This is a genomic window from Kluyvera sp. EC_51 (assembly GCF_019584505.1).
Lineage (GTDB): Bacteria > Pseudomonadota > Gammaproteobacteria > Enterobacterales > Enterobacteriaceae > Kluyvera > Kluyvera sichuanensis.
Genome location: NZ_VDAG01000024.1, coordinates 256979 through 281600 on the forward strand (window position 1 = coordinate 256979; position 24622 = coordinate 281600).

Annotated in this window: 22 protein-coding genes; 6 read left to right on the top strand and 16 right to left on the bottom strand. The window is 57.2% G+C overall.

Annotated elements, in window-relative coordinates:
- Positions 1–48 precede the first annotated feature (48 nt).
- On the bottom strand, positions 49–1158 hold the full coding sequence (gene apbC / locus FHC49_RS07315; protein ID WP_185666947.1) for an iron-sulfur cluster carrier protein ApbC: 1110 nt from the start codon (positions 1156–1158) through the stop codon (positions 49–51).
- A 139-nt stretch (positions 1159–1297) separates the two neighbouring features.
- Here apbC and metG point away from each other — a divergent pair, with 139 nt between their 5' ends.
- A complete protein-coding gene (gene metG, locus FHC49_RS07320; protein WP_220439410.1) occupies positions 1298–3331 on the top strand; it encodes a methionine--tRNA ligase in 2034 nt (677 codons plus the stop codon).
- A gap of 142 nt (positions 3332–3473) precedes the next feature.
- Here metG and FHC49_RS07325 read toward each other — a convergent pair whose 3' ends face one another.
- From FHC49_RS07325 to FHC49_RS07335, 3 genes are read right to left on the bottom strand one after another with little or no spacing between them, the layout of a single operon-like run.
- On the bottom strand, positions 3474–3941 hold the full coding sequence (locus FHC49_RS07325; RefSeq protein WP_185666945.1) for a DUF1456 family protein: 468 nt from the start codon (positions 3939–3941) through the stop codon (positions 3474–3476).
- A gap of 47 nt (positions 3942–3988) precedes the next feature.
- Entirely contained in the window at positions 3989–4708 is a 720-nt protein-coding gene (btsR, locus tag FHC49_RS07330) for a two-component system response regulator BtsR (RefSeq protein WP_185666944.1), read from the bottom strand.
- Positions 4705–6390, bottom strand: coding sequence for a sensor histidine kinase (locus FHC49_RS07335; protein ID WP_185666943.1), 1686 nt, complete (start codon positions 6388–6390; stop codon positions 4705–4707). The genes btsR and FHC49_RS07335 overlap by 4 nt, the downstream gene beginning before the upstream one ends.
- 334 nt (positions 6391–6724) lie before the next feature.
- Between FHC49_RS07335 and FHC49_RS07340 the strand changes: the two genes are divergently transcribed.
- Both FHC49_RS07340 and FHC49_RS07345 read left to right on the top strand, forming a co-directional pair.
- Complete coding sequence (locus FHC49_RS07340; RefSeq protein ID WP_220439411.1) at positions 6725–7444, top strand: MerR family transcriptional regulator; 720 nt, start codon at positions 6725–6727, stop codon at positions 7442–7444.
- Positions 7445–7503: 59 nt separating this feature from the next.
- Positions 7504–7617 carry a protein YohO gene (locus FHC49_RS07345; RefSeq protein WP_185666941.1) on the top strand — a complete coding sequence of 38 codons (114 nt, stop codon included), beginning with the start codon at positions 7504–7506 and terminating at the stop codon, positions 7615–7617.
- Here the strand turns inward: FHC49_RS07345 and FHC49_RS07350 are convergent.
- The 8 genes from FHC49_RS07350 to bglX all read right to left on the bottom strand — a co-directional run bounded on the left by FHC49_RS07350 (position 7592) and on the right by bglX (position 18390).
- The gene (locus tag FHC49_RS07350; protein WP_220439412.1) at positions 7592–8329 is read right to left on the bottom strand and encodes an ABC transporter permease; all 738 of its coding nucleotides are present in this window, start codon (positions 8327–8329) and stop codon (positions 7592–7594) included. The two genes, FHC49_RS07345 and FHC49_RS07350, sit on opposite strands and share 26 nt — an antisense overlap.
- Positions 8313–9260, bottom strand: coding sequence for an ABC transporter ATP-binding protein (locus tag FHC49_RS07355; RefSeq protein ID WP_220439413.1), 948 nt, complete (start codon positions 9258–9260; stop codon positions 8313–8315). Before FHC49_RS07355 ends, FHC49_RS07350 begins: the two co-directional genes overlap by 17 nt.
- Positions 9253–10407, bottom strand: coding sequence for an ABC transporter permease (locus FHC49_RS07360; RefSeq protein ID WP_220439414.1), 1155 nt, complete (start codon positions 10405–10407; stop codon positions 9253–9255). Before FHC49_RS07360 ends, FHC49_RS07355 begins: the two co-directional genes overlap by 8 nt.
- Before the next feature lie 12 nt (positions 10408–10419).
- A complete protein-coding gene (locus FHC49_RS07365) occupies positions 10420–11337 on the bottom strand; it encodes an ABC transporter substrate-binding protein (RefSeq protein ID WP_220439415.1) in 918 nt (305 codons plus the stop codon).
- Between the two features lie 71 nt (positions 11338–11408).
- Positions 11409–12644: an MFS transporter gene (locus FHC49_RS07370; RefSeq protein WP_220439416.1), complete on the bottom strand. Its 1236-nt coding sequence runs from the start codon at positions 12642–12644 to the stop codon at positions 11409–11411.
- A 71-nt stretch (positions 12645–12715) separates the two neighbouring features.
- Positions 12716–14278, bottom strand: a complete 1563-nt coding sequence (locus FHC49_RS07375) for an MFS transporter (RefSeq protein ID WP_185666936.1) — start codon at positions 14276–14278, stop codon at positions 12716–12718.
- 62 nt (positions 14279–14340) lie between these two features.
- Positions 14341–15681, bottom strand: a complete 1341-nt coding sequence (locus tag FHC49_RS07380) for a glycoside hydrolase family 28 protein (RefSeq protein WP_220439417.1) — start codon at positions 15679–15681, stop codon at positions 14341–14343.
- A 411-nt stretch (positions 15682–16092) separates the two neighbouring features.
- Complete coding sequence (gene bglX, locus FHC49_RS07385; RefSeq protein ID WP_220439418.1) at positions 16093–18390, bottom strand: beta-glucosidase BglX; 2298 nt, start codon at positions 18388–18390, stop codon at positions 16093–16095.
- Between the two features lie 198 nt (positions 18391–18588).
- On the opposite strand from bglX, the gene dld reads away from it, so the two are divergent.
- Both dld and FHC49_RS07395 read left to right on the top strand, forming a co-directional pair.
- Positions 18589–20310, top strand: coding sequence for a D-lactate dehydrogenase (dld, locus tag FHC49_RS07390; protein WP_220439419.1), 1722 nt, complete (start codon positions 18589–18591; stop codon positions 20308–20310).
- 121 nt (positions 20311–20431) lie between these two features.
- Positions 20432–20986 carry a GNAT family N-acetyltransferase gene (locus FHC49_RS07395; protein WP_185667042.1) on the top strand — a complete coding sequence of 185 codons (555 nt, stop codon included), beginning with the start codon at positions 20432–20434 and terminating at the stop codon, positions 20984–20986.
- On the opposite strand, the gene pbpG is transcribed toward FHC49_RS07395, so the two are convergent.
- Both pbpG and FHC49_RS07405 read right to left on the bottom strand, forming a co-directional pair.
- Positions 20987–21940, bottom strand: coding sequence for a D-alanyl-D-alanine endopeptidase (gene pbpG, locus FHC49_RS07400; protein WP_185666932.1), 954 nt, complete (start codon positions 21938–21940; stop codon positions 20987–20989).
- 180 nt (positions 21941–22120) lie between these two features.
- Complete coding sequence (locus tag FHC49_RS07405; protein ID WP_185666931.1) at positions 22121–22708, bottom strand: Yip1 family protein; 588 nt, start codon at positions 22706–22708, stop codon at positions 22121–22123.
- Between the two features lie 154 nt (positions 22709–22862).
- Here FHC49_RS07405 and FHC49_RS07410 point away from each other — a divergent pair, with 154 nt between their 5' ends.
- On the top strand, positions 22863–23435 hold the full coding sequence (locus FHC49_RS07410; RefSeq protein WP_185666930.1) for a DedA family protein: 573 nt from the start codon (positions 22863–22865) through the stop codon (positions 23433–23435).
- A gap of 65 nt (positions 23436–23500) precedes the next feature.
- On the opposite strand, the gene FHC49_RS07415 is transcribed toward FHC49_RS07410, so the two are convergent.
- Both FHC49_RS07415 and FHC49_RS07420 read right to left on the bottom strand, forming a co-directional pair.
- Positions 23501–24157 (bottom strand): oligogalacturonate-specific porin KdgM family protein, encoded by a 657-nt coding sequence (locus tag FHC49_RS07415; RefSeq protein WP_220439431.1) that lies wholly within the window; start codon positions 24155–24157, stop codon positions 23501–23503.
- 365 nt (positions 24158–24522) lie between these two features.
- Positions 24523–24622: IS1 family transposase (locus FHC49_RS07420; RefSeq protein ID WP_000641146.1), on the bottom strand; the 100-nt coding region annotated here is incomplete at its 5' end.

A 24622-nucleotide genomic window follows, 5' to 3' on the forward strand; every position in this document is an offset into this window, starting at 1 on the left:
ATAAAGGCCGGGCGCATCACTGATGCGCCCGGCCTCTTTCTTCCCTCGTTACACCGCGCGGAACGCGATGTCGCCCGGAATCACTTCGCCCTGCCAGTAGAGTTGCGCCGCAACGCGCCCCGCCAGTCGGCGATAAATCTCAGTGAATTCACTGTCCGGACGCGCGATAACCGTTGGCGTACCGTTATCCAGATCTTCTCGCAGATTGATGTGCAGCGGCATCTGCCCCAGCAGTTGGGTGTGATACTGCTCCGCCAGCTTCTCTGCGCCACCGGTGCCAAAAATAGGCTCATGGTGACCGCAATTGCTGCAGATGTGCATGCTCATGTTTTCCACGATACCCAGCACCGGCACTTCCACCTTCTCGAACATCACGATGCCTTTTTTGGCGTCGATCAGCGCAATATCCTGCGGCGTGGTGACGACCACGGCCCCGGTCACCGGAATGTTCTGCGCCAGCGTCAGCTGGATATCACCGGTACCCGGCGGCATGTCGAGCACGAGGTAGTCGAGATCCGGCCACAACGTCTCTTGCAGCATCTGCATCAACGCCTTGCTGGCCATCGGGCCGCGCCACACCATGGCGTTGTCGTCCGTCACCAGATAGCCGATGGAGTTGGTGGCGAGGCCATGGGCCATAATCGGCGCCATATGGGTGCCGTCCGGCGAGGTTGGGCGTTGGTTTTCTGCGCCCAGCATGTTCGGGATAGACGGGCCATAGATGTCGGCATCGAGGATGCCCACTTTCGCCCCTTCCGCGGCCAGCGCCAGCGCCAGGTTTACGGCGGTGGACGATTTCCCCACCCCACCTTTGCCGGAGCTGACGGCAATAATGTTTTTCACGCCGTTCACGCCCGGCTGATTTTTCACACGCTTCAGCGTGGCGATGCTATGTGACAGCTTCCAGTCGATGGCTTTCGCCCCGGTCACCCGCAGCAGTTCAGCGCTGGTTTGATCTTTTAATTCTTCAAAGGCGCTGTGCCAGACAAACGGCATCTGGAGTTCGATGTGCACGGTATCGTCAAGCCAGGCGACGTGGTGCAGCGCTTTCAGCGTCGTTAAGTTGTGCTTAAGGGTGGGGTGCTGGAAGTTTGCCAGCGTACCGGCCACCATCGCACGTAGACGTTCAGGTGATTTGGCCTGGGATTCTGAGTTCATCCCGACTCCTTTGTTGTTTTAACATGCTTTCAGTACGCCTAAGTCTACCACAGGTAAGCGGCATCCATATATGGCACACCCTCTACCCTTTTGGTAATATCAAAACCCCTTTTTTAAAACAGAAGAAGTAATACCCACTATGACTCAAGTCGCGAAGAAGATTCTGGTAACGTGCGCGCTGCCGTACGCCAACGGCTCCATCCACCTCGGCCATATGCTGGAGCACATCCAGGCTGATGTCTGGGTCCGTTACCAGCGAATGCGCGGCCACGAGGTTAACTTCATCTGCGCGGACGATGCCCACGGCACGCCAATCATGCTGAAAGCACAGCAGCTGGGTATTACCCCAGAGCAGATGATTGCCGAAATGAGTCAGGAGCATCAGACTGATTTTGCGGGCTTTAACATCAGCTATGACAACTACCACTCGACGCACAGCGACGAGAACCGCGAGCTGTCCGAGCTGATTTATGGTCGCCTGAAAGAGAACGGTTTTATTAAAAACCGCACCATCTCTCAGCTGTACGATCCGGAAAAAGGCATGTTCCTGCCGGACCGTTTCGTTAAAGGCACCTGCCCGAAATGTAAATCACCGGATCAGTACGGCGATAACTGCGAAGTGTGCGGCGCGACCTACAGCCCAACCGAGCTTATCGAGCCGAAATCCGTGGTGTCTGGCGCGACCCCGGTGATGCGCGAGTCTGAGCACTTCTTCTTTGACCTGCCGTCCTTCAGCGAAATGCTGCAGGCGTGGACCCGCAGCGGCGCGCTGCAGGAGCAAGTAGCAAACAAAATGCAGGAATGGTTTGAATCCGGCCTGCAGCAGTGGGATATCTCCCGCGATGCGCCGTACTTCGGCTTTGAAATCCCGAACGCGCCGGGCAAATATTTCTACGTCTGGCTGGATGCGCCAATCGGCTACATGGGCTCCTTCAAGAACCTGTGCGACAAGCGCGGCGACACCGTAAGCTTCGACGAATACTGGAAGAAAGACTCTACCGCCGAGCTGTATCACTTTATCGGTAAAGATATCGTCTACTTCCACAGCCTGTTCTGGCCAGCGATGCTGGAAGGCAGCAACTTCCGCAAGCCGACCAACCTGTTCGTGCACGGCTATGTGACGGTGAACGGCGCGAAGATGTCCAAGTCTCGCGGCACCTTCATTAAAGCCAGCACCTGGCTCAAGCATTTCGATGCCGATAGCCTGCGCTACTACTACACGGCGAAGCTCTCTTCCCGTATCGATGATATCGACCTGAACCTGGAAGACTTCATCCAGCGCGTTAACGCCGACATCGTCAACAAGGTGGTGAACCTGGCCTCCCGTAACGCGGGCTTTATCGCTAAGCGTTTCGACGGCGTGCTGTCCGCTGAACTGGCTGACCCTGAGCTGTACAAAACCTTCACCGACGCGGCAGCAAGCATTGGCGAAGCGTGGGAAAGCCGTGAATTCGGTAAAGCCATCCGTGAAATCATGGCGCTGGCCGACGTGGCTAACCGCTACGTTGACGAGCAGGCACCGTGGGTTGTCGCAAAACAGGAAGGCCGCGACGCCGACCTGCAGGCTATCTGCACCATGGGCCTGAACATGTTCCGCGTGCTGATGACCTGGCTGAAGCCGGTTCTGCCTGAACTGGCAGCGCGTACCGAAGCGTTCCTCAACACCGAACTGAGCTGGGATGCTATCAACACGCCGCTGGTGGGCCACAAGATCAACACCTTCAAGGCGCTGTACAACCGTATTGAAATGAAACAGGTGGAAGCGCTGGTGGAAGAGTCGAAAGAAGAAGTGAAAGCAACCGCAGCCCCGGTCACCGGCCCGCTGGCGGACGACCCGATTCAGGAAACCATCACCTTTGACGATTTCGCCAAAGTTGACCTGCGCGTGGCGCTAATTGAAAACGCCGAGTTCGTGGAAGGTTCCGACAAACTGCTGCGCCTGACGCTGGATCTCGGTGGCGAGAAGCGCAACGTCTTCTCCGGCATCCGTTCCGCCTACCCGGACCCGCAGCCGCTGATTGGTCGCCTGACCATCATGGTGGCCAACCTGGCACCGCGTAAAATGCGCTTCGGCATCTCGGAAGGGATGGTGATGGCCGCAGGCCCTGGCGGCAAAGATATCTTCCTGTTAAGCCCGGATGACGGTGCACAACCTGGCCAGCAGGTGAAATAATCTGCACAAAAAAACGCTGCTTCGGCAGCGTTTTTTATGGGTCTTTCGTTTTCATTCCCGGCGGCGCTGCGCTTGGCCGGGCTACGTTTCGCACATATTGGTAGCCCGGCCAAGCGCAGCGCCGCCGGGGAACAACGTGAGATTACTTCGCGGCGTGCTCGCGAATTGCCAGGCCGCGCAGGAAGTAGCGCAGGAACTGGTCGCCGCACTCGCGGAAATTTTTGTGGTCAGGGGCGCGCATCATAGCGGTGATTTCCGGCATCGAGACGCGGAACTGCTGCTGGGTCAGGATCGCCAGAATATCGTCGGTTTTCAGCGCAAACGCGATACGCAGTTTTTTCAGCATGATGTTGTTGTTAATACGGCGTTCCACCGCCAGCGCTGGCGCGGACTCGTCACGACCGCGTTTTTCATAAATCAGGCCGTTCAGGAAGCACGACAGCATAATGTCCGGGCAACGTACGAAGCCTTCCTCATCCTCTTTGCGCAGCCACGGCGCCAACTGTTCGACGGTGACTTCGGCTTCGCCCAGCGCGAAAATACGCACCAGATCGTTGTTGTTCATTTTCAGGATGTAGCGGACGCTGCGTAAAATATCGTTACTGACCATAGTGCCTTCGGTGGTGATGAAAAATACGGTGGCTAATTCTACACGAATTATAAGCCTAGCGCTTCTTTCAAGGTCTTCAAATAGCGGCGACTTACCGGCACGGTCTGCCCGTTACGCAATAGCAGCTCGGCCTGGCCGTTATCCTCCAGACGAATCTCCTTCAGATGCGCCATGTTCACCAGATGCTGGCGATGGCAGCGGATCAGCGGCGTACGGCTTTCCAGAGTACGCAACGTCAGCTCGGTAAAGCCCTCTTTGCCCTCACCGCTGGTGACATAAACGCCGCTCATCCGGCTACTGACAAACGCCACATCATCCATCTGCAGCAAGTAAATCCGGCTGTGTCCGGTGCAGGGAATAAACTTTAGCGCCTGCTGGTTTTCACCCAGCACCGACATATCCTGCACCGCACGCTCCTGACGCAGGCGCATCAGCGTCTTTTCCAGCCGTTTTTCTTCAATCGGCTTGAGCAGATAGTCAAAGGCGTGCTCCTCAAAGGCCTTCACCGCGTATTCGTCAAAAGCGGTCAGGAACACGATATAGGGGCGATGCTCCGGGTCGAGCATGCCGACCATCTCCAGCCCGCTAATACGCGGCATCTGGATATCGAGAAACAGCACGTCCGGGCGCAGCTTATGCACCGCGCCGATGGCCTCCACCGCGTTGGCGCACTCACCCACAATCTCAAGGTCATCCTGCGTTTGCAGCAGGACGCGCAGGTTCTCTCGCGCCAGCGGCTCGTCATCAACAATCAGCACTTTAATCATGCATTCTCCTCCAGAGGTAACCGCAGAGTGACCCGGGTAAAACGGTCCGGTTCGCAGGCGACGGCAATCCCGCATTCGTCGCCAAAACGCATCCGTAGACGCTTGTCCACCAGGCTCATACCCAACCCGCTGGACGAGGTATTGGGTTGATACAGCCCGGCGTTATCTTCGATGTCCAGCACCAGATGCCTGCCCTGCTGGCGGGCCCGCAGCGTAATCTCGCCGACATCCATCAACTGCGAAGTGCCGTGCTTAATGGCGTTTTCGACAATCGGCTGCAGGGTGAACGCCGGAAGCTGCTGATGCTCCAGCGCGTCGGGAATATCCAGATGCACCTGCAGCCGCGACTGGAAGCGCGCCTTCTCAATTTGCAGGTAGGCGTTCACGTGCTCAATTTCATCCGCCAGGGTGACAATCTCCGACGGGCGTTTGAGGTTTTTGCGGAAAAAGGTCGACAGATACTGCACCAGTTGGCTCGCCTGTTCGCTGTCGCGGCGAATCACCGCTTTGAGCGTATTCAGGGCGTTAAACAGGAAGTGCGGGTTGACCTGCGCGTGCAGCAGCTTGATCTCCGACTGGGTCAGCAGCGCCTTCTGACGCTCATACTGCCCGGCAAGAATCTGCGCCGACAACAGCTGAGCAATCCCCTCGCCTAACGTACGGTTGATGGAGCTGAACAGGCGGTTTTTGGCCTCGTAGAGCTTGATGGTGCCAATCACCCGCTGGTTCTCACCACGCAGCGGGATAACCAGCGTCGAGCCGAGCTTGCAGTTGGGGTGAATCGAGCAGCGGTACGGCACTTCGTTGCCGTCGGCGTAGACCACTTCGCCGGTCTCAATAGTTTTTTGCGTGTAGCGTGAGGAGATAGGCTTGCCGGGCAGATGGTGATCTTCACCGATACCGGTAAAAGCGAGCAGCTTCTCGCGATCGGTGATAGCCACCGCGCCGATATCCAGCTCCTGAATCAGCACCTGCGCCACCTTCATGCTGTTCTCTTCGTTAAAGCCCTTACGCAGGATCCCCTCCGTCGAGGCGGCTACCTTCAGTGCGGTGGCGGAAAAGGCTGAGGTGTACTTCTCAAACATCGCCCGCTTATCGAGCAGAATACGCATAAACAGCGCCGCGCCCACGGTATTGGTGACCATCATCGGCGCGGCAATGCTCTGCACCAGATGCAGCGCGTCTTCGAACGGGCGGGCAATCAGCAGGATAATCAGCATCTGCACCAACTCCGCCACCAGGGTAATCGCCCCTGCCGTCCACGGGCTGAATACTTTGTCCGGGCGACCACGACGGATCAGCAGGCTGTGCACCAGCCCGCCAAGCAGCCCCTCAACCATGGTCGAGATCATGCAGCTTAGCGCGGTCATCCCGCCCATCGAGTAGCGATGTAAGCCGCCGGTCAGCCCCACCAGCCCACCGACCACCGGGCCGCCGAGCAGGCCGCCCATCACTGCGCCAATCGCGCGGGTGTTGGCAATGGAATCTTCAATGTGCAGGCCGAAATAGGTACCGAGAATACAGAAAATGGAGAACGTGACGTAGCACAGCAGCTTGTGCGGCAGGCGCACGGTCACCTGCATCAGCGGGATAAAGAGACGCGTCTTGCTCATTAACCAGGCGATGACCAGGAAAACACACATCTGCTGAAGCAGCAGCAACACCAGATTAAACTCGTACATACCCGTTCACCACAGCAGAAATAAAACTGCGTAACATACACACAGTTGGCATAACTTTCTTTGAAACCTGGCAAAAAAAGTGCAAAAAATGCTACCGATCACATTTTATCCATCACCATGGTCGCGAAGTGGATAAAAAACAATCAAAGGAGGCTGCGCCGGTAATCCCCGTCTAAAGTTATACACAAAATCATTCAAGTTGCATCAAGGCGGCAAGCGAGTGAATCCCCAAGAGCTTACTCTAGTAAGTGACTGGGGTGAGCGAGCGCAGCCAACGCCGAGGCGGCTTGAAGGATGAAGTGTATAAATGGGATATCGCATGCCGGAGGAAAAGATGGCGCTTTATACGATTGGTGAAGTCGCACAGCTCTGTGATATTAACCCAGTGACGCTTCGCGCCTGGCAGCGGCGATACGCGCTGCTGAAGCCGCAGCGTACCGACGGCGGCCATCGCCTGTTCAATGATGACGATATCGACCGCATCCGCGAGATCCAGCGCTGGATAGAAAACGGCGTTCAGGTCGGGAAAGTCAAAGGGCTACTCAGCGAACAGCAGGACGGCTGGCGGGAACAGCAGGAAAAAGTACTGAGCTATCTGCGTAGCGGTCACCTGCACCCGCTGCGCCTGTGGGTCAAAGATTTGCGCCGCAACCACAGCGCCCGCACGCTGGTCGATTGCCTGTTTAACCCCCTGCGCCAGCGGCTACAAAGCGCGCAGTTTGCCCAGCAAACGCTGCTGGGGTTGCTCGACGGTGTACTGATTAACGACATCGCGCTGAATCTCGCCTCCGGCCGTCGCAAATCGGGGCCGCACGCGCTGGTGGTCGGCTGGAACGTTACCGATATGACGCGCCTGTGGCTGGAAAGCTGGGTCGCCTGCGAGCAGGGCTGGCGCGTAGATGTGCTGGCTCATACGCTGACCCACGTGCAGCCGGAGCTGTTCCCCGGCCAGACGCTGCTTATCTGGTGCGGCGTGTCGCCAAGCGCCTTGCAGCGACAGCAACTCGCCTGCTGGCAAGAAGAAGGCGTGGCCTTCGCGCTCCCCACGAATTAATCGTTCGTTAACAGGCTGGCTTCGCGGTATAATCTTTTGGTTAACAAAAGGAGTACACCATGAAGTCTACCAAACTCGCCGCGATCGTGATTTTTGCCCTGATGGCCATCAGCGGTATTGGCGGCGTGATGCTCGCAGGCTATTCATTTATTGTGCGCGGAGGTGTCGGCTGAGCCGTCGATTCAACCGTTCAAAGGCGCGGTCGACGATAATCGCCGCCAGCGCCACCAGTATCGCCCCCTGCACCACGTAGGCCGTGTTGAACCCACTCAGGCCGATGATAATTGGCGTGCCCAGCGTATTCGCCCCCACCGTGGAAGCGATGGTTGCCGTGCCGATATTGACGATAACCGAGGTCCGCACGCCCGCCACGATAACCGGTGCCGCTAACGGTAGCTCAACCTGACGCAGCCGCTGCCAGCCCGACATCCCCATTCCTTCTGCCACGCTCAACGCACTCTGCGGTACTGCCGCCAGCCCGGCTAACGTGCCTTGCAATACGGGCAGAATGCCATACAGGATCAGGGCAATAATCGCTGGTTTTTCACCAAAACCCATCACCGGAACCGCCAGCGCCAGCACCGCTACCGGCGGAAAAGTTTGCCCCATTGCCGCCAGCGTCTCAACCAGCGGGCGAAATTCACTGCCCGCCGGGCGCGTTACCGCCACGCCAGCACTCACGCCGATAACGATCGCCGTCAGGCTCGAAACCCCCACCAGCCAGGCATGAGCCAGCGTCAGCGACAAAAAACCTGCCTGCTGATAGAGCGGGCGCGGCTGCTCGGGAAACAGCAGGTGAAATAGGGGCTCGCTGTAAGGCAGGCCCACCAGCAGCCCGATAAACAGCGCCAGCAGCCACAGCAGCGGGTCACGAACCAGGCGCATCACTCGGCTCCTCGCGTAGCAGGTCGGCAAAATGCAGCGTGCCGTAAGCCCTTCCCGCCTCATCCGCCACCGGCAAAACGGTGCGCCGTTGGTCCATAAAACCGGAGAGCGCATCGCGCAGCGACGCGGTAGCAATAATCGCCTCCCCCTCGGCTTGCTCGCCGTGGCGCACGTAGTCCGCCACCTGACGCAGCGACAACAATCGTACGCCCAGCTCGCTACGGCCAAAAAAGGTGCGTACAAATTCGCTGCCCGGTTGGCTAAGCAACTGTAGCGGCGTACCCTGCTGCACCACCTCGCCGCCGTCCAGCAGGATAATGTTGTCTGCCAGACGTAGCGCTTCATCAATATCATGAGTCACCAGCACAATGGTGCGCCCCAACAGTTGGTGAATACGGCGCATCTCCTGCTGAAGTGCGCCACGCGTCACCGGATCCAGCGCGCCGAAGGGTTCATCCATCAGCAATACTTCCGGGTCGCCCGCTAATGCCCGCGCCACGCCAACGCGCTGCTGCTGGCCGCCGGAGAGCTGATGCGGGAATCGTGTGCGCAGCGTCGGCTCTAGCCCCAGCAGCACCATTAGTTCATCAATGCGAGCCTCGACCTTTGCCTTCGGCCATTTCAGCAGCTGCGGCACGGTGGCGATGTTTTGCGCCACCGTCCAGTGCGGGAACAGACCAATCGACTGAATGGCATAGCCCATACGTCGGCGCAGGGCGAGCAGCGGCTGCTCGCGGATATCCTGCCCGGCAAAACGAATTGTCCCGCTATCGGGCTCCACCAGCCGGTTAATCATCTTAAGGGTGGTGGATTTTCCCGAACCGGAGGTGCCAATCAGCACCGAAAACGCCCCTTCTGCCAGCCGCAATGAGAGGTTTTTTACCGCCGGATGGTGACCGAACGATTTGTTGACCTGGAAGAATTCAATCATCGTTCTCTCCTTGTAATACGCTGCCCGCCAGGCTGAACAGCGCGTCGGCGATAACCGCCATCGCGATGGTCGGGATCACGCCAAGCAGCACCAGATCCAGCGCGCTGCTGAGCAGCCCCTGGAACACCAGCGCGCCGAAGCCGCCCGCGCCAATCAGCGCCGCCACCACCGCCATACCCACCGTCTGTACGGTTACCACCCGCAGGCTACGCAGCAGCACCGGCAGCGCCAGCGGTAACTGCACGCGAAGAAAAGTCTGAGCGCGGCTCATGCCCATCGCCGCCGCGCTCTCCAGCACCTGCATTGAGACCTGCTGCATCCCGGCGACCACGCCGCGTACGATGGGCAGCAGCGCGTAGAGCACCAGCGCAATCAGCGCCGGAGCCAAGCCGGTTCCCGCCACGCCGAGATTCGCCAGCCACGGGAAACGCTGCGCCAGCCCGGCAAGCGGTGCAATCAGCAGGCCAAACAGCGCCACCGAAGGGATGGTCTGAATAATGTTGAGGATAGTAAACACGCTCGACTGCCGCCCCGGATGCCGCCAGCACCACATGCCGAGCGGCACGCCGAGCAGCAGCCCTGGCAGCAGCGTGCCCCAGAGCAGCGTCAGATGCTGACTTAAGGCATCGTTAAAGGTCTCCTGCCGGTTGGCGTACTCTTTCATCAGCGACAGGCCATCAAGCGCCCCGCTCCACAGCAGCCAGCAAGGCAGCAGCCACAGCTGCACGTTCAGCAGCCAGCGCCACCGCGCATGCGACGTCAGGCGGCGAATGGCCTCGCTACACATCAACAGCATCAGCAGTAAACCCAGCCATAGCCCGCTCCCCGGCGAGGTACGCGCCAGCGGGCTACTGATCTGCGCCAGATGCTGCGCGGCCTCGCCGCTCGCCCACAGCAGGAGCGCAAAGCCACCTTCGGCCAGCAGCAGAATTAACAGGCTCGGCAGCCGCCCAGGCAGCCAACTAAGCCATAAAAACAGCGCCGGAATAATCAACAGGATAAGCGGAGGGAAATCCCAGATTTGCCATAGCCAACGGCCTTCGCCCGACACCAGACGGTTCGGGGCGAAATTGACAAACGGCAGCGCGGCGGCAGCCAGCAGCAAAACCGCCAGCAGCGCCACCACGCGATGAGTACAACGAGGCACGCGATTAACCGATTACTTCGCGCACCCTTTTTGTTTCAGGTATTCCGCCGCCACGGTTTTGGCGTCCAGCCCTTCGACCGCAATCTTCGCGTTCAGCGTTTGCAGGGTCTTTTCATCGAGGCTCGCGAACACCGGCTTCAGCCATTCGTCCAGTTGCGGATAGGCTTTCAGCACCGCTTCACGCACTACCGGCGTCGGCGCATAAATCGGCTGCACGCCTTTCGGGTCGCTCAGGGTCTGTAGCCCCAGCGCCGCCACCGGGCCGTCGGTACCGTAGGCCATCGCCGCGTTGACACCAGAGGTTTGCTGCGCCGCCGCCTTAATGGTGACGGCGGTGTCCCCGCCCGCCAGCGACAGCAGCTGGTCCTGACTCAGTTTGAAATCGTAGGCTTTTTCAAACGCCGGAAGTGCATCCGGGCGTTCGATAAATTCAGCAGAGGCCGCCAGCTTAAAGGTGCCGCCTTTTTTCAGATAGCCGCTCAGGTCGGCCAGAGAAGTGAGTTTGTTTTGTTCCGCCAGGTCTTTACGAACGGCGATAGTCCAGGTGTTGTTCGCCGGTGCGGGGGTCAGCCAGATCAGATGATTTTTCTCGGCATCGAGCTTTTTCACTTTCTCGTAGCCCGCCGCCGCATTTTTCCAGGCCGCGTCGGTTTCATCTTTGAAGAAAAATGCGCCGTTGCCGGTGTACTCCGGGTAAATATCCAGCGCGTTGGAGGTGATAGCACCGCGCACCACCGGCGTGGTGCCAAGCTGAACCTTGTTCACCGTTTTGACGCCGTGGCTTTCCAGCACCTGCAGAATAATGTTCCCGAGCAGCGCCCCTTCGGTATCAATTTTTGAACCTACTTTTACCGGCTCCGCGGCCTGTAACGGCAGCGCAACCGCCGCCAGGAGTACCAGTGACGCCGTCCATCCCCTTGCCATCGTCATACGCTTTCCTCTTATTATTTGCGCTCAATTAACAGGCGCTTAAGTAAAAAGCGTAGACGAAATCTCAGCAATCAGCCCTTTTTCGGGATCGTTAACGGGATCGTCAGCAAGCTCGCGGCGAAGTACAGCAGCGCGATAACCCACAGCGTGCCCTCCACGCCGAGCGGGTTAACGCACAGGGTGACGATAAATGGCCCGACAAAATTGCTCAGACCAGATCCAAGGTTCAGGCAGGAGATCGCCGCACCTTTATTTTCCGGCAACAGCGAAGGAATCAGCGCGCTCAGCGGGCCGAAAGCACCAAGGCCGATGGCATAAATCGCCAGCGCAATGACCATCGCCACGCTGCTATGACCAAACAGTACCGGCGCGTAGCACACCGCCAGCGCCGACGCGCCGCAGAGCGTCCCGGCAAACCAGACCACGGTGTTACGCCAGCCAATGGTATCGCCCAGCCAGCCGAAGAAGTAGTTGGCGAAGATATTCACCACGTTCACCAGTCCCCAGATGGTCAGCCACTCTTCAATGCTGAAGCCAAAGCGCGGCAGGTAAACCGGCATCAGAATCACCAGCGAGAACTTGCCGATATCGTTGATGGTTTTAACCACCACCGCCAGGCGCATTTTCGGTTCGCGCACCAGCACGATAATCCCTTCCGCCAGCGCCTTGCCGACCGCACCATCCTGCTGCCACTGCGGTTTATCGCGGTTGAGGAGAAGCGCACAGCCGCAGCCCGCCAGCACAAAGATAAAACCGGAGAGCAAGGTGGTCGTTTCGCCCAAACGCGGGATCATAAAGCCGGAGAACCACGGCCCGACGATGGTCATGCCGACGCCGAAGGCAATCCAGAACCAGGAGACGGCGCGGCCGAGGATCCGGCTTTCGCAGCGCTGGTTAATCCACACCAGAAACGAGTAGGCGAACAGCGGATAGGCCATGCCGCGCACCGCATAGCTCACCATCATCAACGGGTAGTTGCCGTCCGGCAGCGCGACGAAAATAAACGGTACTGAGCCGACAAAGTAGAGCAGCGTCGCCAGCCACATCAGGCGACGCACGCCAAGTACGCCCGCGCCAATGCCGGAAAACCACGAAATAGCCGCCACGCACAGGCCAAAGACGGATGACAGCAGGCTGATATGTACCGCATCAAGCCCGCGCTGTTGCAGCAGCGAGGCCAGCCAGCTCTGTTCGATGGTTGCCCCAGTAATAAACAGGAAGACGCCCACGAATCCCCATACCAGCTCGCGTGGGAGGCCGATGCGTGCCCAGATGCCTTGTTGAATATATAAACTTTGATCGGTCATTTCTGTTATCCAAAAAAATCCCGGGGTCGCTCTGCGCTCGCCCGGGCTACAAGGTGTTTATTTGTTTGGTTTTACGCGTTTTTCAACTGCGCTAACTGATGCTGTTTGGCTTTGAGCAGGCTGCGGTTGACGTGGCCGACGGTGTTATCACCCCAGCAGTGGTCGTACGGCATCCCGGTCAGGCTTTCGATAACCTCTTTGGTTTCTGCCGTCACGGTTGCCTTGCTGCCGCCCTGTTTCAGGCGCGCCACTTCTTCGTTCAGCACCGCATGGGTACGGCTGTTGACTTTGAACTGGAAGGCCGACCAGATGCCCCACAGGGTCAGGATAACCGGCAGAATAATCATGATGGCGAGGATCATATTAATCGCCGACTGCGGCTGGCTGGTGTGGCCGGTGATAAAGCCGGACATCTGCAACGCCACGCCAACGAGGAAGATAGAGAACGCCTGGGACGCTTTACGCAGCAGGCTCATAAAGCCCGCGAAGATCCCTTCACGACGGTTACAGGTCAGGATTTCATCCACATCCGCCACGAAGGTGTAGTTGTTCCATGGAATGGAGTAGATACCGCCGCGTGCCAGGCCAGCAACGCCCGCTGCCAGATACAGCATCGACATGCTGGTCGAGCCGTAGAGATAGGTCACCGCGAACAGGGCAAATGCCACCAGCGCCATTAGCGCCTGAGTCGCAAACGCGCGAGACGGCGAGTAACGCAGGGTCAGCCAGGTGGCGACGCCTACGCCGAAGAACTGCAGGCCGTTGATGACGCTCAGCAGGTTACTGGCCACAACGGAAGAGGTCGCCAGGGCAAAGACCACGAAATAGGTAAAGACGGAGTTAAAGATATCCTGCGCCACCGAACCGCCCAGATACATCCCCAGGTGTGAACGGAAGGTTTTAATTTTCAGGGTAGAGACAAAATCGTAGTAGATATCGAACAGGCGCTTACTCAGCGGCTGCTTCTCTTCGGTCTCAACGCTGCGTTCGCTCTGTTCAATCTCTTCCAGCGAACGTTCCCAGGTACCGAAGTAGACGAAGAACAGCACCACCATAAAGGCAACGGTGAAAATCGCCCCGGCGTAGAAGAAGGAAATAGCAGAATCAGATCCAAAGTAGGCCAGCAGGCGGCCCGGCAGGAACGCAGCGGTGAAGCCCGCGAACTGCGCAATGTACATGCGGGCGCTGGTCAGCTTCGAGCGTTTGGTGAAGTCGTTGGTCATCTCGGCCGACAGCGTGTCGTACGGGATCAAAATCATCGAGTAGACGATTTCAAACAGGATATAGACCAGCAGGTACATCCAGTAGTTAAAGCCCTGCACCCACAGCAGACTGTAAACCGCCACCAGTGGAATGCTCAGCAGCAGGAAGAAACGGCGACGGCCAAAGCGACGACCGAGGCGGGTTTTGTGGAAGTTATCGGAGATGTAGCCCATGCACGGACACATGATCACATCGACGATACGCGCCACGGCAAACAGCGAACCGGCTTCAATCGGCGTCAGGCCGCAGAAGGTGGTCAGGAAGAACAGCAGCCAGGCACTCACCAGAGTAAAAGCCCCTGAACCGATAACATCGGCCAGGCCGTAACAGATATAGTTGTGGAGTTTTATCTCCCGCACTTTTTTTATCATTTTCCATCCCCTTGAACATAACAGGACGGCGAAGCCACAAGCCGCGCCGTCGTCAAATAGCATCAGGCGTCGGCGTTTTCCTGCACGATGGTGTGCTCACTCCAGCCCTGCGGCAGCGGTTGCGGGCGGCGTATGCGTAAATCGTTAAGCGTGAGTCCCCTCACCCCGTTGGCGTACAGCGCGGGCAGGCCACCCGGATAGGCATCCACGCCCCAGGCGCGGCCGGTTTGCGGGTTCACGCGGTAGGCGTTATCCAGCCCCATCCCGGTTGGGCTTGCCGGATTGCACGGCGGGCGGATGTCATAGCAGCCCTGCTCATCGGACGGGCCGGTAAGCTGCTGCAATGAAAGTCCGTTGAAGGTGACGTGGCGGATATCGCCCGGCGTTTCCGCATGCAGGTTGATGGCCCCTTCGCTCACCCCAGAAAGTTGGCTGAAGGTAATGTCCTCTACCCTTCCCGGCTGCACCTGCGGGTCGCGGTGGCGCACGGAGATAAACACCGGGTCGGCTTTACCCCAGTGGCACGGGTGACCGTGACGGCAGTCGAACAGAATGTTGCTGAAGATCATCTGGCTGAACTGGCCGCCGTCGCGGGAGACCAGGCCAATGCCGCGGTTGGACTCAAAGATTGAGCAGTTGTGCACCGCGATATGGCTGATGTCGGCGAAGGTTTCGGTGCCAATTTTGATGGCGCAGCTTTTTGAGCGGATCAGGCAGTTGCTCACCACCACGTGGCGCGTTGGCTGCTGGAGCCCTTCCGGTTTGCGGGTGGTTTTCACGCAGATGCCGTCATCGGCGGCGCTGAAGTAGCTGTCGCTGATATGCACGTGCTGACAGCTGTCGATGTCCAGCGCGTCGGTGTTGGAGAGCGCCAGATCGTTATCAATGGTCAGATTCTGGATAAACACCTGGTTGCAGCTCACCAGATGCGCCGTCCACATCGGCGAGTCGCTGATGGTGATATCACGGATGCGCACCTGCTGGCAGTCTTCCAGCACCAGCATGCGCGGGCGCATGGTTTTCGGCTGACGGTAGCCCTGGGCATCGGCGCACTCAGAAAACCAGGCGCTGGCCCCACCCGCCAGGCAGCCTTCACCGCTCAGCGTAATGTGGTGGGCGTTGCGCGCATAAATCAGCGCCATGCGGGACAGTTCGGCGACGGTTTGCGTCAGCTCAGCCGGATAATCCTCGGCGTGAGGGCTCGCCAACAGGCGCGCTCCGGCTTCCAGATGCAGGGTAAAGTTCGATGGCAGGACCAGCGTCCCGGTCATCCAGTCGCCCGGAGAGACCACCAGCGTGCCGCCTCCGGCGCGGTCGATTTCATCAATCAACTGCTGAAGCTGCGCGGTAAGCGGGGTGTTGCCGCTGCGGTCGAGGGCGGTGTTATGCAATGAAATCTTCATGTGGCTACCTGCGTAGATTGAGATAGCTGCATTTAACGCGGTTCCACTCATTCTCTCGCCGGGCAGATACGGGCTTTTTTACGTATTAGTGAATGGCATCACGCCTGTTATGGCCCCCGGTCATCGCTTTTGAGCAAGCGCACAAAACGGCGAGGCGGCGGGATTTGATGAGTGACGGAGGTCACATAATGGCTGGGTTTGGTGGGGGAAAAGCGGTGGGTTGACGCAGATAAGGGGGGAATAGTGGATAAATTGGGAGGGGGATCACAAAGCGGTGCGGAAGTGAGGATTGGGGGATTGCTCCCCTCACCCTAACCCTCTCCCCAGGGGGAGAGGGGACTGTTTGGTGCGGTCTGGAGGTTTGCACACACCCTCTCCCTTTTAGGGAGAGGGCCGGGGTGAGGGTAATCCTTACAGCAGCTCGAACTCGCCCTGCTTCACGCGCGCTGAATCCACACCGATAAAGACGTTAAACTTGCCCGGCTCCGCCGCGTACTGCATCTGCTGGTTCCAGAACTTCAGCGCGTTGACGTCAATCGGGAAGCTGACGGTCTGGGTTTCACCCGGCTTAAGGGTCACTTTCTCAAACCCTTTCAGCTGTTTAACCGGACGGCTCATCGAAGCGGTGACATCCTGCAGGTACATCTGGATAACCGTCGCCCCTTCACGCTTGCCGGTGTTAGTCACCTGCACGCTGGCGGTCACGCTACCGCCCGCTTTCATGGTTGGCGCAGACAGCTTCACGTCGGAGACCGAGAAGGTGGTGTAGCTCAGGCCATAGCCAAACGGATAGAGCGGGCCGTTCGCTTCATCGAAGTAGCGCGAGGTGTATTTGTTCGGCTTGTCGGCATTGTACGGGCGACCGGTGTTCAGGTGGCTATAGTACTGCGGAATCTGCCCTACGGAGCGTGGGAAGGACATCGGCAGCTTACCGGACGGGTTGTAGTCGCCAAACAGCACGTCGGCGATAGCGTTACCGCCTTCGGTACCGGCAAACCAGGTTTCCAGAATGGCATCAGCCTGCTGGTCTTCTTTCACCAGGGTCAACGGGCGACCGTTCATCAGCACTAAGACCAGCGGCTTGCCGGTGGCTTTCAGCGCGGCAATCAGATCCTGCTGGCTTTTCGGAATCGAAAGTTCGGTACGGCTGGAGGCTTCATGCGCCATGCCCTGCGCTTCACCGACCACGGCAACGACGACATCGGACTGTTTCGCCGCTGCAACCGCTTCATCAATCATCGCCTGCGGCGAGCGCGGGTCAATTTTTACCGCCTCTTCGTACAGGTTCAGGAAGTCGACGATGCCTTTGTCGTTGGTGACATTAGCGCCTTTGGCATAAACCACTTTGCCTTCGTTGCCCATCACGTTCTTGATACCGGTCAGCACGGTCACCGACTGCGCGGCGACGCCTGCGGCAGACCAGCTCCCCATCACGTCGCGTTGGCTATCGGCCAGCGGACCCACCACGGCGACGGTGGCATTTTTCTTCAGCGGCAGCGTTTCCAGACGGTTTTTCAGCAGCACCAGGCTCTGACGCGCGACTTCACGCGCTTCGGTGCGGTGCAGACGGCTTTCGGCGTTGGTGTCCTGCGGGTCAGAATCTTTCGGCCCTAAGTGGCTGTACGGGTCGTTAAACAGCCCCATGTCATATTTGACGTTCAGCACGTGGCGGGTGGCATCGTCGAGTTCCGCCATCGTGACCTTGCCCGACTTAATCAACCCCGGCAGGTATTTGCTGTAGAACTCGTCGCTCATACTCATGTCGATACCGGCTTTCAGCGCGACGCGCACCGCATCTTCCGGGTCGGCGGCCACGCCGTGTTTAATCAGCTCTTTGATGGCCCCGTGGTCAGAAACGGTAATGCCTTTAAAGCCCCACTGCTTACGCAGCACGTCTTTCATCAGCCAGGCGTCGGCGGTGGCCGGGGTGCCATTTAGCGAGTTCAGGCCGATCATTACCGCGCCGCTGCCGGCATCCAACCCCGCTTTGTACGGCGGCATATAGTCGTTGAACAGGCGCTGCGGGCTCATGTCGACGGTGTTGTACTCTTTACCGCCTTCGACCGCGCCGTAGGCAGCGAAGTGCTTCACGCTGGTCATCACCGAATAGCGGTCTGCCGGGCTTTTGCCCTGCATCGCTTCGACCATGGTTTCACCCATGATGGAGGTTAGATAGGTATCTTCGCCAAAACCTTCGGAGGCACGGCCCCAGCGCGGATCGCGGGACACGTCGACCATCGGCGCCCAGGTCATGTTCAGGCCGTCGTCCGCCGCTTCATAGGCCGAAATGCGGCCCACGGTTTTCACCGCATCGAGGTTAAAGGTAGAGGCTAGCCCTAAGCTAATCGGGAAGACGGTACGCTGACCGTGTACCACGTCATAGGCGAAAAACAGCGGGATCTTCAGGCGGCTGAGGGACATCACCTGATCCTGCATGGTGCGGATATCCTGACGGGTGACGGTGTTAAAGATTGCCCCCACCTGCCCTTCTTTGATCATGTCGCGAATGGCTTCTTTCGGGTTGTCCGGCCCGACGCTAATCAGGCGCAGCTGACCGATTTTTTCATCGACCGTCATCTTCTTAAGCAGACCGGTCACAAAGGCGTCACGCGCCTGCGGCGTGAGTGGGTGATTGCCGAACAGTTCCTCCGCCAGAGCGGGTTGCAGCGCCAGGCTCACGGCGACGCCAACAGAAAGTAGCCATTTCATATTCTTGTAATCTCTTTATTCCATGCCGGGTAGCGCGGCGAGAGTCGATGAAAAAACGCAGTTTGCCATAAACTTAAATGACGGCGGTACAGAAAGCTAAGGTTATTCTCTGATTTTTAGAAACATTCGCTCACCAAATGATCATACAAAGCGCTATTCTTAGAAACGACAAATTTGTCTCGCCACAAGGAGTGGAGAATGTCTTCTCAAACCACAACTGATAATAATGCGCTGATTAACGAACTCTCCCGCCTGGTTGGTCACGCCCACCTGCTGACCGACCCTGCTAAAACCGCTCGCTATCGCAAAGGCTTCCGTTCCGGCCACGGCGACGCGCTGGCCGTGGTCTTCCCCGGCTCTCTGCTTGAGCTGTGGCGCGTGCTGAACGCCTGCATCAACGCCGACAAAATTATTCTGATGCAGGCCGCCAACACCGGCCTGACCGAAGGTTCAACCCCGAGCGGTAACGACTACGACCGCGATATCGTCATTATCAGCACCCTGCGCCTCGATAAGCTGCACCTGCTGGATAACGGCGAACAGGTGCTGGCATGGCCGGGCACCACGCTCTATTCGCTGGAAAAAGCGCTGAAGCCCTTTGGCCGCGAGCCGCATTCGGTGATTGGTTCTTCCTGTATCGGCGCCTCGGTGATTGGCGGTATCTGCAACAACTCCGGCGGTTCGCTGGTGCAGCGCGGCCCGGCCTACACCGAAATGTCGCTGTTTGCGCGCATTGACGAACAGGGCAAGCTGACGCTGGTCAACCATCTGGGCATTGACCTTGGCGAGACGCCAGAGCAGATCCTCAGCAAGCTTGACGACGAGCGCGTCAAAGACAGCGACGTGCAGCACGATGGTCGCCACGCGCATGACTATGATTACGTGAACCGCGTGCGCGACGTGAACGCGGATACGCCAGCGCGTTACAACGCCGACCCGGAACGCCTGTTTGAGTCCTCCGGCTGTGCGGGTAAGCTGGCGGTGTTTGCGGTGCGCCTCGACACCTTCCCGGCGGAAAAACGCCAGCAGGTGTTCTATATCGGCACCAATCAGCCGGGTGTGCTGACCGAGATTCGTCGCCATATTCTGGCGGAGTTCAAAAATCTGCCGGTCGCGGGCGAATACATGCACCGCGATATCTACGATATTGCCGAGCAGTACGGCAAAGATACCTTCCTGATGATCGACAAGCTCGGCACCGACAAAATGCCGTTCTTCTTCACCATGAAGGGCCGCGCGGATGCGATGCTGGAAAAAGTGTCGCTGTTCAAGCCGCACTTCACCGACCGCTTTATGCAAAAGCTGGGGCATGCCTTCCCGGCGCATCTGCCGGAGCGCATGAAAACCTGGCGTGATAAATACGAGCATCACCTGCTGCTGAAAATGGCCGGTGACGGCATTGATGAAGCGCAGGCATGGCTGACCGAATACTTTAAAGAGGCGGAAGGTGACTTCTTCGTCTGTACGCCAGAAGAAGGTAGCAAAGCCTTCCTGCACCGCTTCGCGGCGGCGGGCGCAGCCATCCGTTATCAGGCGGTTCACGCCGATGAGGTGGAAGATATTCTGGCGCTGGATATTGCGCTACGCCGTAATGATACCGAGTGGTTCGAGCATCTGCCGGCGGAAATCGACAGCAAGCTGGTGCATAAGCTCTATTACGGGCACTTTATGTGTTACGTGTTCCACCAGGATTATATCGTCAAGAAAGGGGTCGATCCGCACGAGGTCAAAGAGCAGATGCTGGCCCTGCTGCGTGAACGCGGCGCACAGTATCCGGCGGAGCATAACGTAGGGCATCTGTATGAAGCAGATGAAAACCTGAAGCGCCATTACCGCGAAAACGATCCGACCAACAGTATGAACCCGGGGATCGGTAAAACCAGTAAGCTCAAATATTGGGGCGAAAAAACCGACGTATAACTCGACGCCGGTAGCGTTTCCCGGGGGCGGCGTAAACGCCTCGCCCGGGCTACGATTCGCATATAGCCCGGCCGAGCGCAGCGACGCTGGGAATTTTCCCAACACGATAAGGAATACAATGATGTCTACGCTTGATGTCACCCGCGACGGCGATGTTGAAATCCGTGACGCGCAGGCTGACGATGTACAAGCCATTGCCGCGCTGTATGCCTGGCACGTGCTTAACGGCCGCGCCTCGTTTGAAGAGGTGCCGCCGTCCATTGATGAAATGCAGCAGCGGATGCGCAATATTCAGGAACAGGGCCTGCCGTGGCTGGTGGCGCTCTATCGCGGCGAAGTGGTCGGTTACTGCTATGCCAACCACTACCGCCCTCGCCCGGCTTACCGTTACACCCTTGAAGAGTCTATCTACGTTGACACCACCATGACGGCGCACGGCATCGGCAGCCGCCTGTTAACGGCGCTGATTACGATTTGCGAGCAAGGGCCATGGCGGCAACTGCTGGCGGTAATTGGCGACGGCAATAACAATACCGGTTCGCTGCGCCTGCATAAAAAGCACGGTTTCGAGGTGGTGGGTCAACTGCGTAGCGTCGGCTACAAGATGGGTGACTGGCGGGATACGGTGATTATGCAGCGTCCACTCAATGATGGTGACTGGACGCTGCCCGAGTAATTAATCGTCCTGGGTGGTCTGCCCGCTCTTCTGGGCTCTGGCGATATCGCCCTCTACCTGGGCTTCCTTCTGCTTCTTATAGCTCAGCGCGGCCGCAGGTACCGGCATCACTTTTCCGGTTTCTACCCAGGTACGCAGACGGCTGGCGTCGGCGAAGTGGGTAAATTTACCGAACGCATCCATCACCACCATCGCCACCGGGCGTTTGTTCATCACGGTGCGCATCACCAGGCAGTGACCCGCGGCGTTGGTAAAGCCGGTTTTGGTCAGCTGAATGCTCCAGTTATCGCGATACACCAGATGGTTGGTATTGCGGAACGGCAGCGTGTAAGCCGGATGGGCGAAGGTCGCGGTGTCTTCTTTGGTGGTGCTGAGCTGGCCAATCAGCGGGTACTGTTTGGTGGCAATCAGCAGCTTCGTCAGGTCACGCGCGGTCGACACGTTATGAATCGACAGCCCGGTTGGCTCAACGTAGCGGGTGTTGGTCATCCCCAGCGATTTTGCCTTGGCATTCATCGCCCGGATAAACGCGTCATAGCCGCCCGGATAGTGGTGAGCCAGGCTCGCCGCCGCGCGGTTTTCTGACGACATCAGCGCCAGCAGCAGCATATTTTTACGGCTGATCTGGCTGTTCAGACGCACGCGGGAGTAAATCCCTTTCATCTCTGGCGTGTGGCTGATATCCACCGTCAGGATCTCATCCAGCGGCAAATGCGCGTCCAGCACTACCATCGCCGTCATCAGCTTGGTGATAGAGGCCATCGGGCGCACCAGATCCGGCTGGTTGGCGTAAATAACTTTGTTCGTTTCAAGATCAACAATCATCGCGCTACCGGAGGCAATTTCCGGCTGCGAGGCAACGGCGGTGACGGCCGTTTTAGCACTCGCCTGAGGCGCAAAAGGCAAAGCCAGCACAAAGGCAAGGCTTAGCAGGGAAACGCGAAATTTCTGCATGGTGAGTATTCTGGTGGTTATTTATGCACATTATGATAGACAACCGCCTCGTACCTAAGGGGTACGAAGCGGAATGGCTCATCATAGCGCGGAGTACGCGGCATCTACCAGAAAAGAATAGTGAATAAATGCTGCATTGCTGACGGAATCTACATTCACATCAGCAATGCATTCAGCGAGTTAAAATAGCCTGTATCCGTAGCCCCACAGCACCACGGTCAGCGCCAGCAGCACTTCCAGTACCAGCACCCCAATGGCGAGGGTGGAACTGGCAAAGCTCAGCCCCTCTTCCCGGTTAATATTGAGGAAGGTAGGGATGCCGACGTAGAGCAAATACCCGGTATAAAACAGCGCCACCGTCCCCACCAGCGCGCACAGCCACACCAGCGGATAGAGCGCGACAATACCACTCAGGAAAATCGGCGTCGCCACGTAGCCGGCAAACACCATACAGCGCTTGAGTGAAGGACGCTGCGGGTAGTTGCGTGCCATCCACCAGATAACCCGGCCCATCACCGCTACGCCCGCCAGCATCAGTGCGTAGAAGAGTATCGCCAGCCCAATCCCGGTCATCAGTGAAAGCCTGACCACGGTGCCTTCGCCAAAGTTCCAGCCAAGCTGGGTGGTACCGATAAACGCGCACACCACCGGAATGGCCGCCATCACCAGCACATGATGCATATAGTGGTGAGAGACGGTTTCGTTCTCACTACGGATCACATGCATCTCTTTATCAGGGTGGGAGAAGAGTCCCCATACATGGTTCATAACGCCTCCTCAGCACGGCTTCGTACCACGTTGCTCTAAGTATAATTCACATAAATAGATTGTTTTATGTACAACGCAAAAAATAGACGCCGCCGCACTTCTCGCGTGAGGGTGTATGATTAAAGGATTGATGCAGTAAGGAGTGAGTGTTTGCATGGATATCAATAACCTGATTTCCCACTATGGTTACGCTGCGCTGGTGATTGGCAGTATGGCGGAGGGCGAAACGATTACGCTGCTCGGCGGGGTGGTGGCGCATCAGGGTCTGTTAAAATTTCCGCTAGTGGTTATTTCGGTGGCGCTGGGCGGTATGATTGGCGACCAGTTGCTGTACCTGCTTGGTCGGCGGTTTGGCGGGCGACTGCTTAAACGTTTTTCACGCCACCAGGCGCGCATTCGCAAGGCGCAGCGGCTGATTAAAAGTCGTCCCTATCTGTTCGTGATTGGCACCCGTTTTATGTACGGTTTCCGCGTCATTGGGCCGCTGCTGATTGGCGCCAGCGGTTTGCCGCCGAAGATCTTCCTGCCGCTCAATATTCTGGGGGCGTTAATCTGGGCGCTGCTGTTCACCACGCTTGGGTACCTTGGCGGTGAAGCCATTGGTCCGTGGTTGCATCATCTGGATAAACATCTGAAGCATCTCATCTGGCTGGTGCTGGTGGTCGCGCTGGTGATTGCCGTTCGTTGGTGGATGAAGCATCGCGAAGCGAAAAAACCGCAGGAATAAACCCGGCGCAGGCCGGGTTTAGGGTAGCCCAGCCGAGCAACGCGACGCCGGGAATCGCTCAGGACTTAAAACGAATACTGTACGCCCACACGATAACGCGTCTGACGCTCGTCGGTGGTATTACGCACGGAGACGTTGCCGATTTCCACATACGGCTTCCAGTTTTTATCAATACTGTAGGCCGTTTTAAAGTTCAGCTCGTAATCATCTTTACCGTTGTCATAGCGATTAAAATCTTCGCTCTTTTTATAAAGGTAGTTGCCTTCGAATGCCCACGCGCCGGTTTTATAACCCAGCCATACGTCACCGCGGTTAATATGTTCATCGTCTTTATCTTCAGAAGTATCTCGCACATATTCGTAGCGATATCGCGCTGCCAGATAAATACCATTACTGAAATTATACTGCCCACGAATATACGGTTTATAAATTGACTTAGACGAAGAGGTCTCTAATGCCAGGCCGGGTTGAATCGTTATTTCCGGCGTCGCGTTAAACTGATAGCTCACCACATATTCGCTACCATTATCAACGACGTCATTAAACGCTTTCCGCGAATGTTCACCGCCCGATTTGCTTTTTGCCTCAACCGAGAAGCCAAAGCCGTTAGCAAAGCGGTGTGATATCAGCACCCTGTCCTTCTGCACCTGACTGTCGTCGGTATACTCATGGCGCAGGTCGATAGTGACCGCCTGTGCTGATGCGCTGGCGAAGGCCAGCATCCCAAAGGTTATTAATTTTTTCACGCAATCGTCCTCTGTTGTTATCGTTAACTCCAAAGCGGTGAGGAACTGGCTTTAATATTTAAAATATGAATATAAAAAGGTGTAGGGTATTTATTATCAATAAAGAATATTCTTTCTTCGGAGGGCGATACTAGTGGCGAGCAAATGAAGTGTCATTAAATTAAATCAAAATACGTGATCACAAACATATTTTAATGCAATATTGATGGTGATTTTTAATAAAATTAAAAATCAAATACCGAGGGTATATATTAGCTAGTGATATTATTTAATCTAAGTATTTATTTTCCACTTTCCCCCTGCATGAATAATACAGGGGGGGAAGTGGTAATGACTCCAACTTATTGATAGTGTTTTATGTTCAGATAATGCCCGATGACTTTGTCATGCAGCTCCACCGATTTTGAGAACGACAGCGACTTCCGTCCCAGCCGTGCCAGG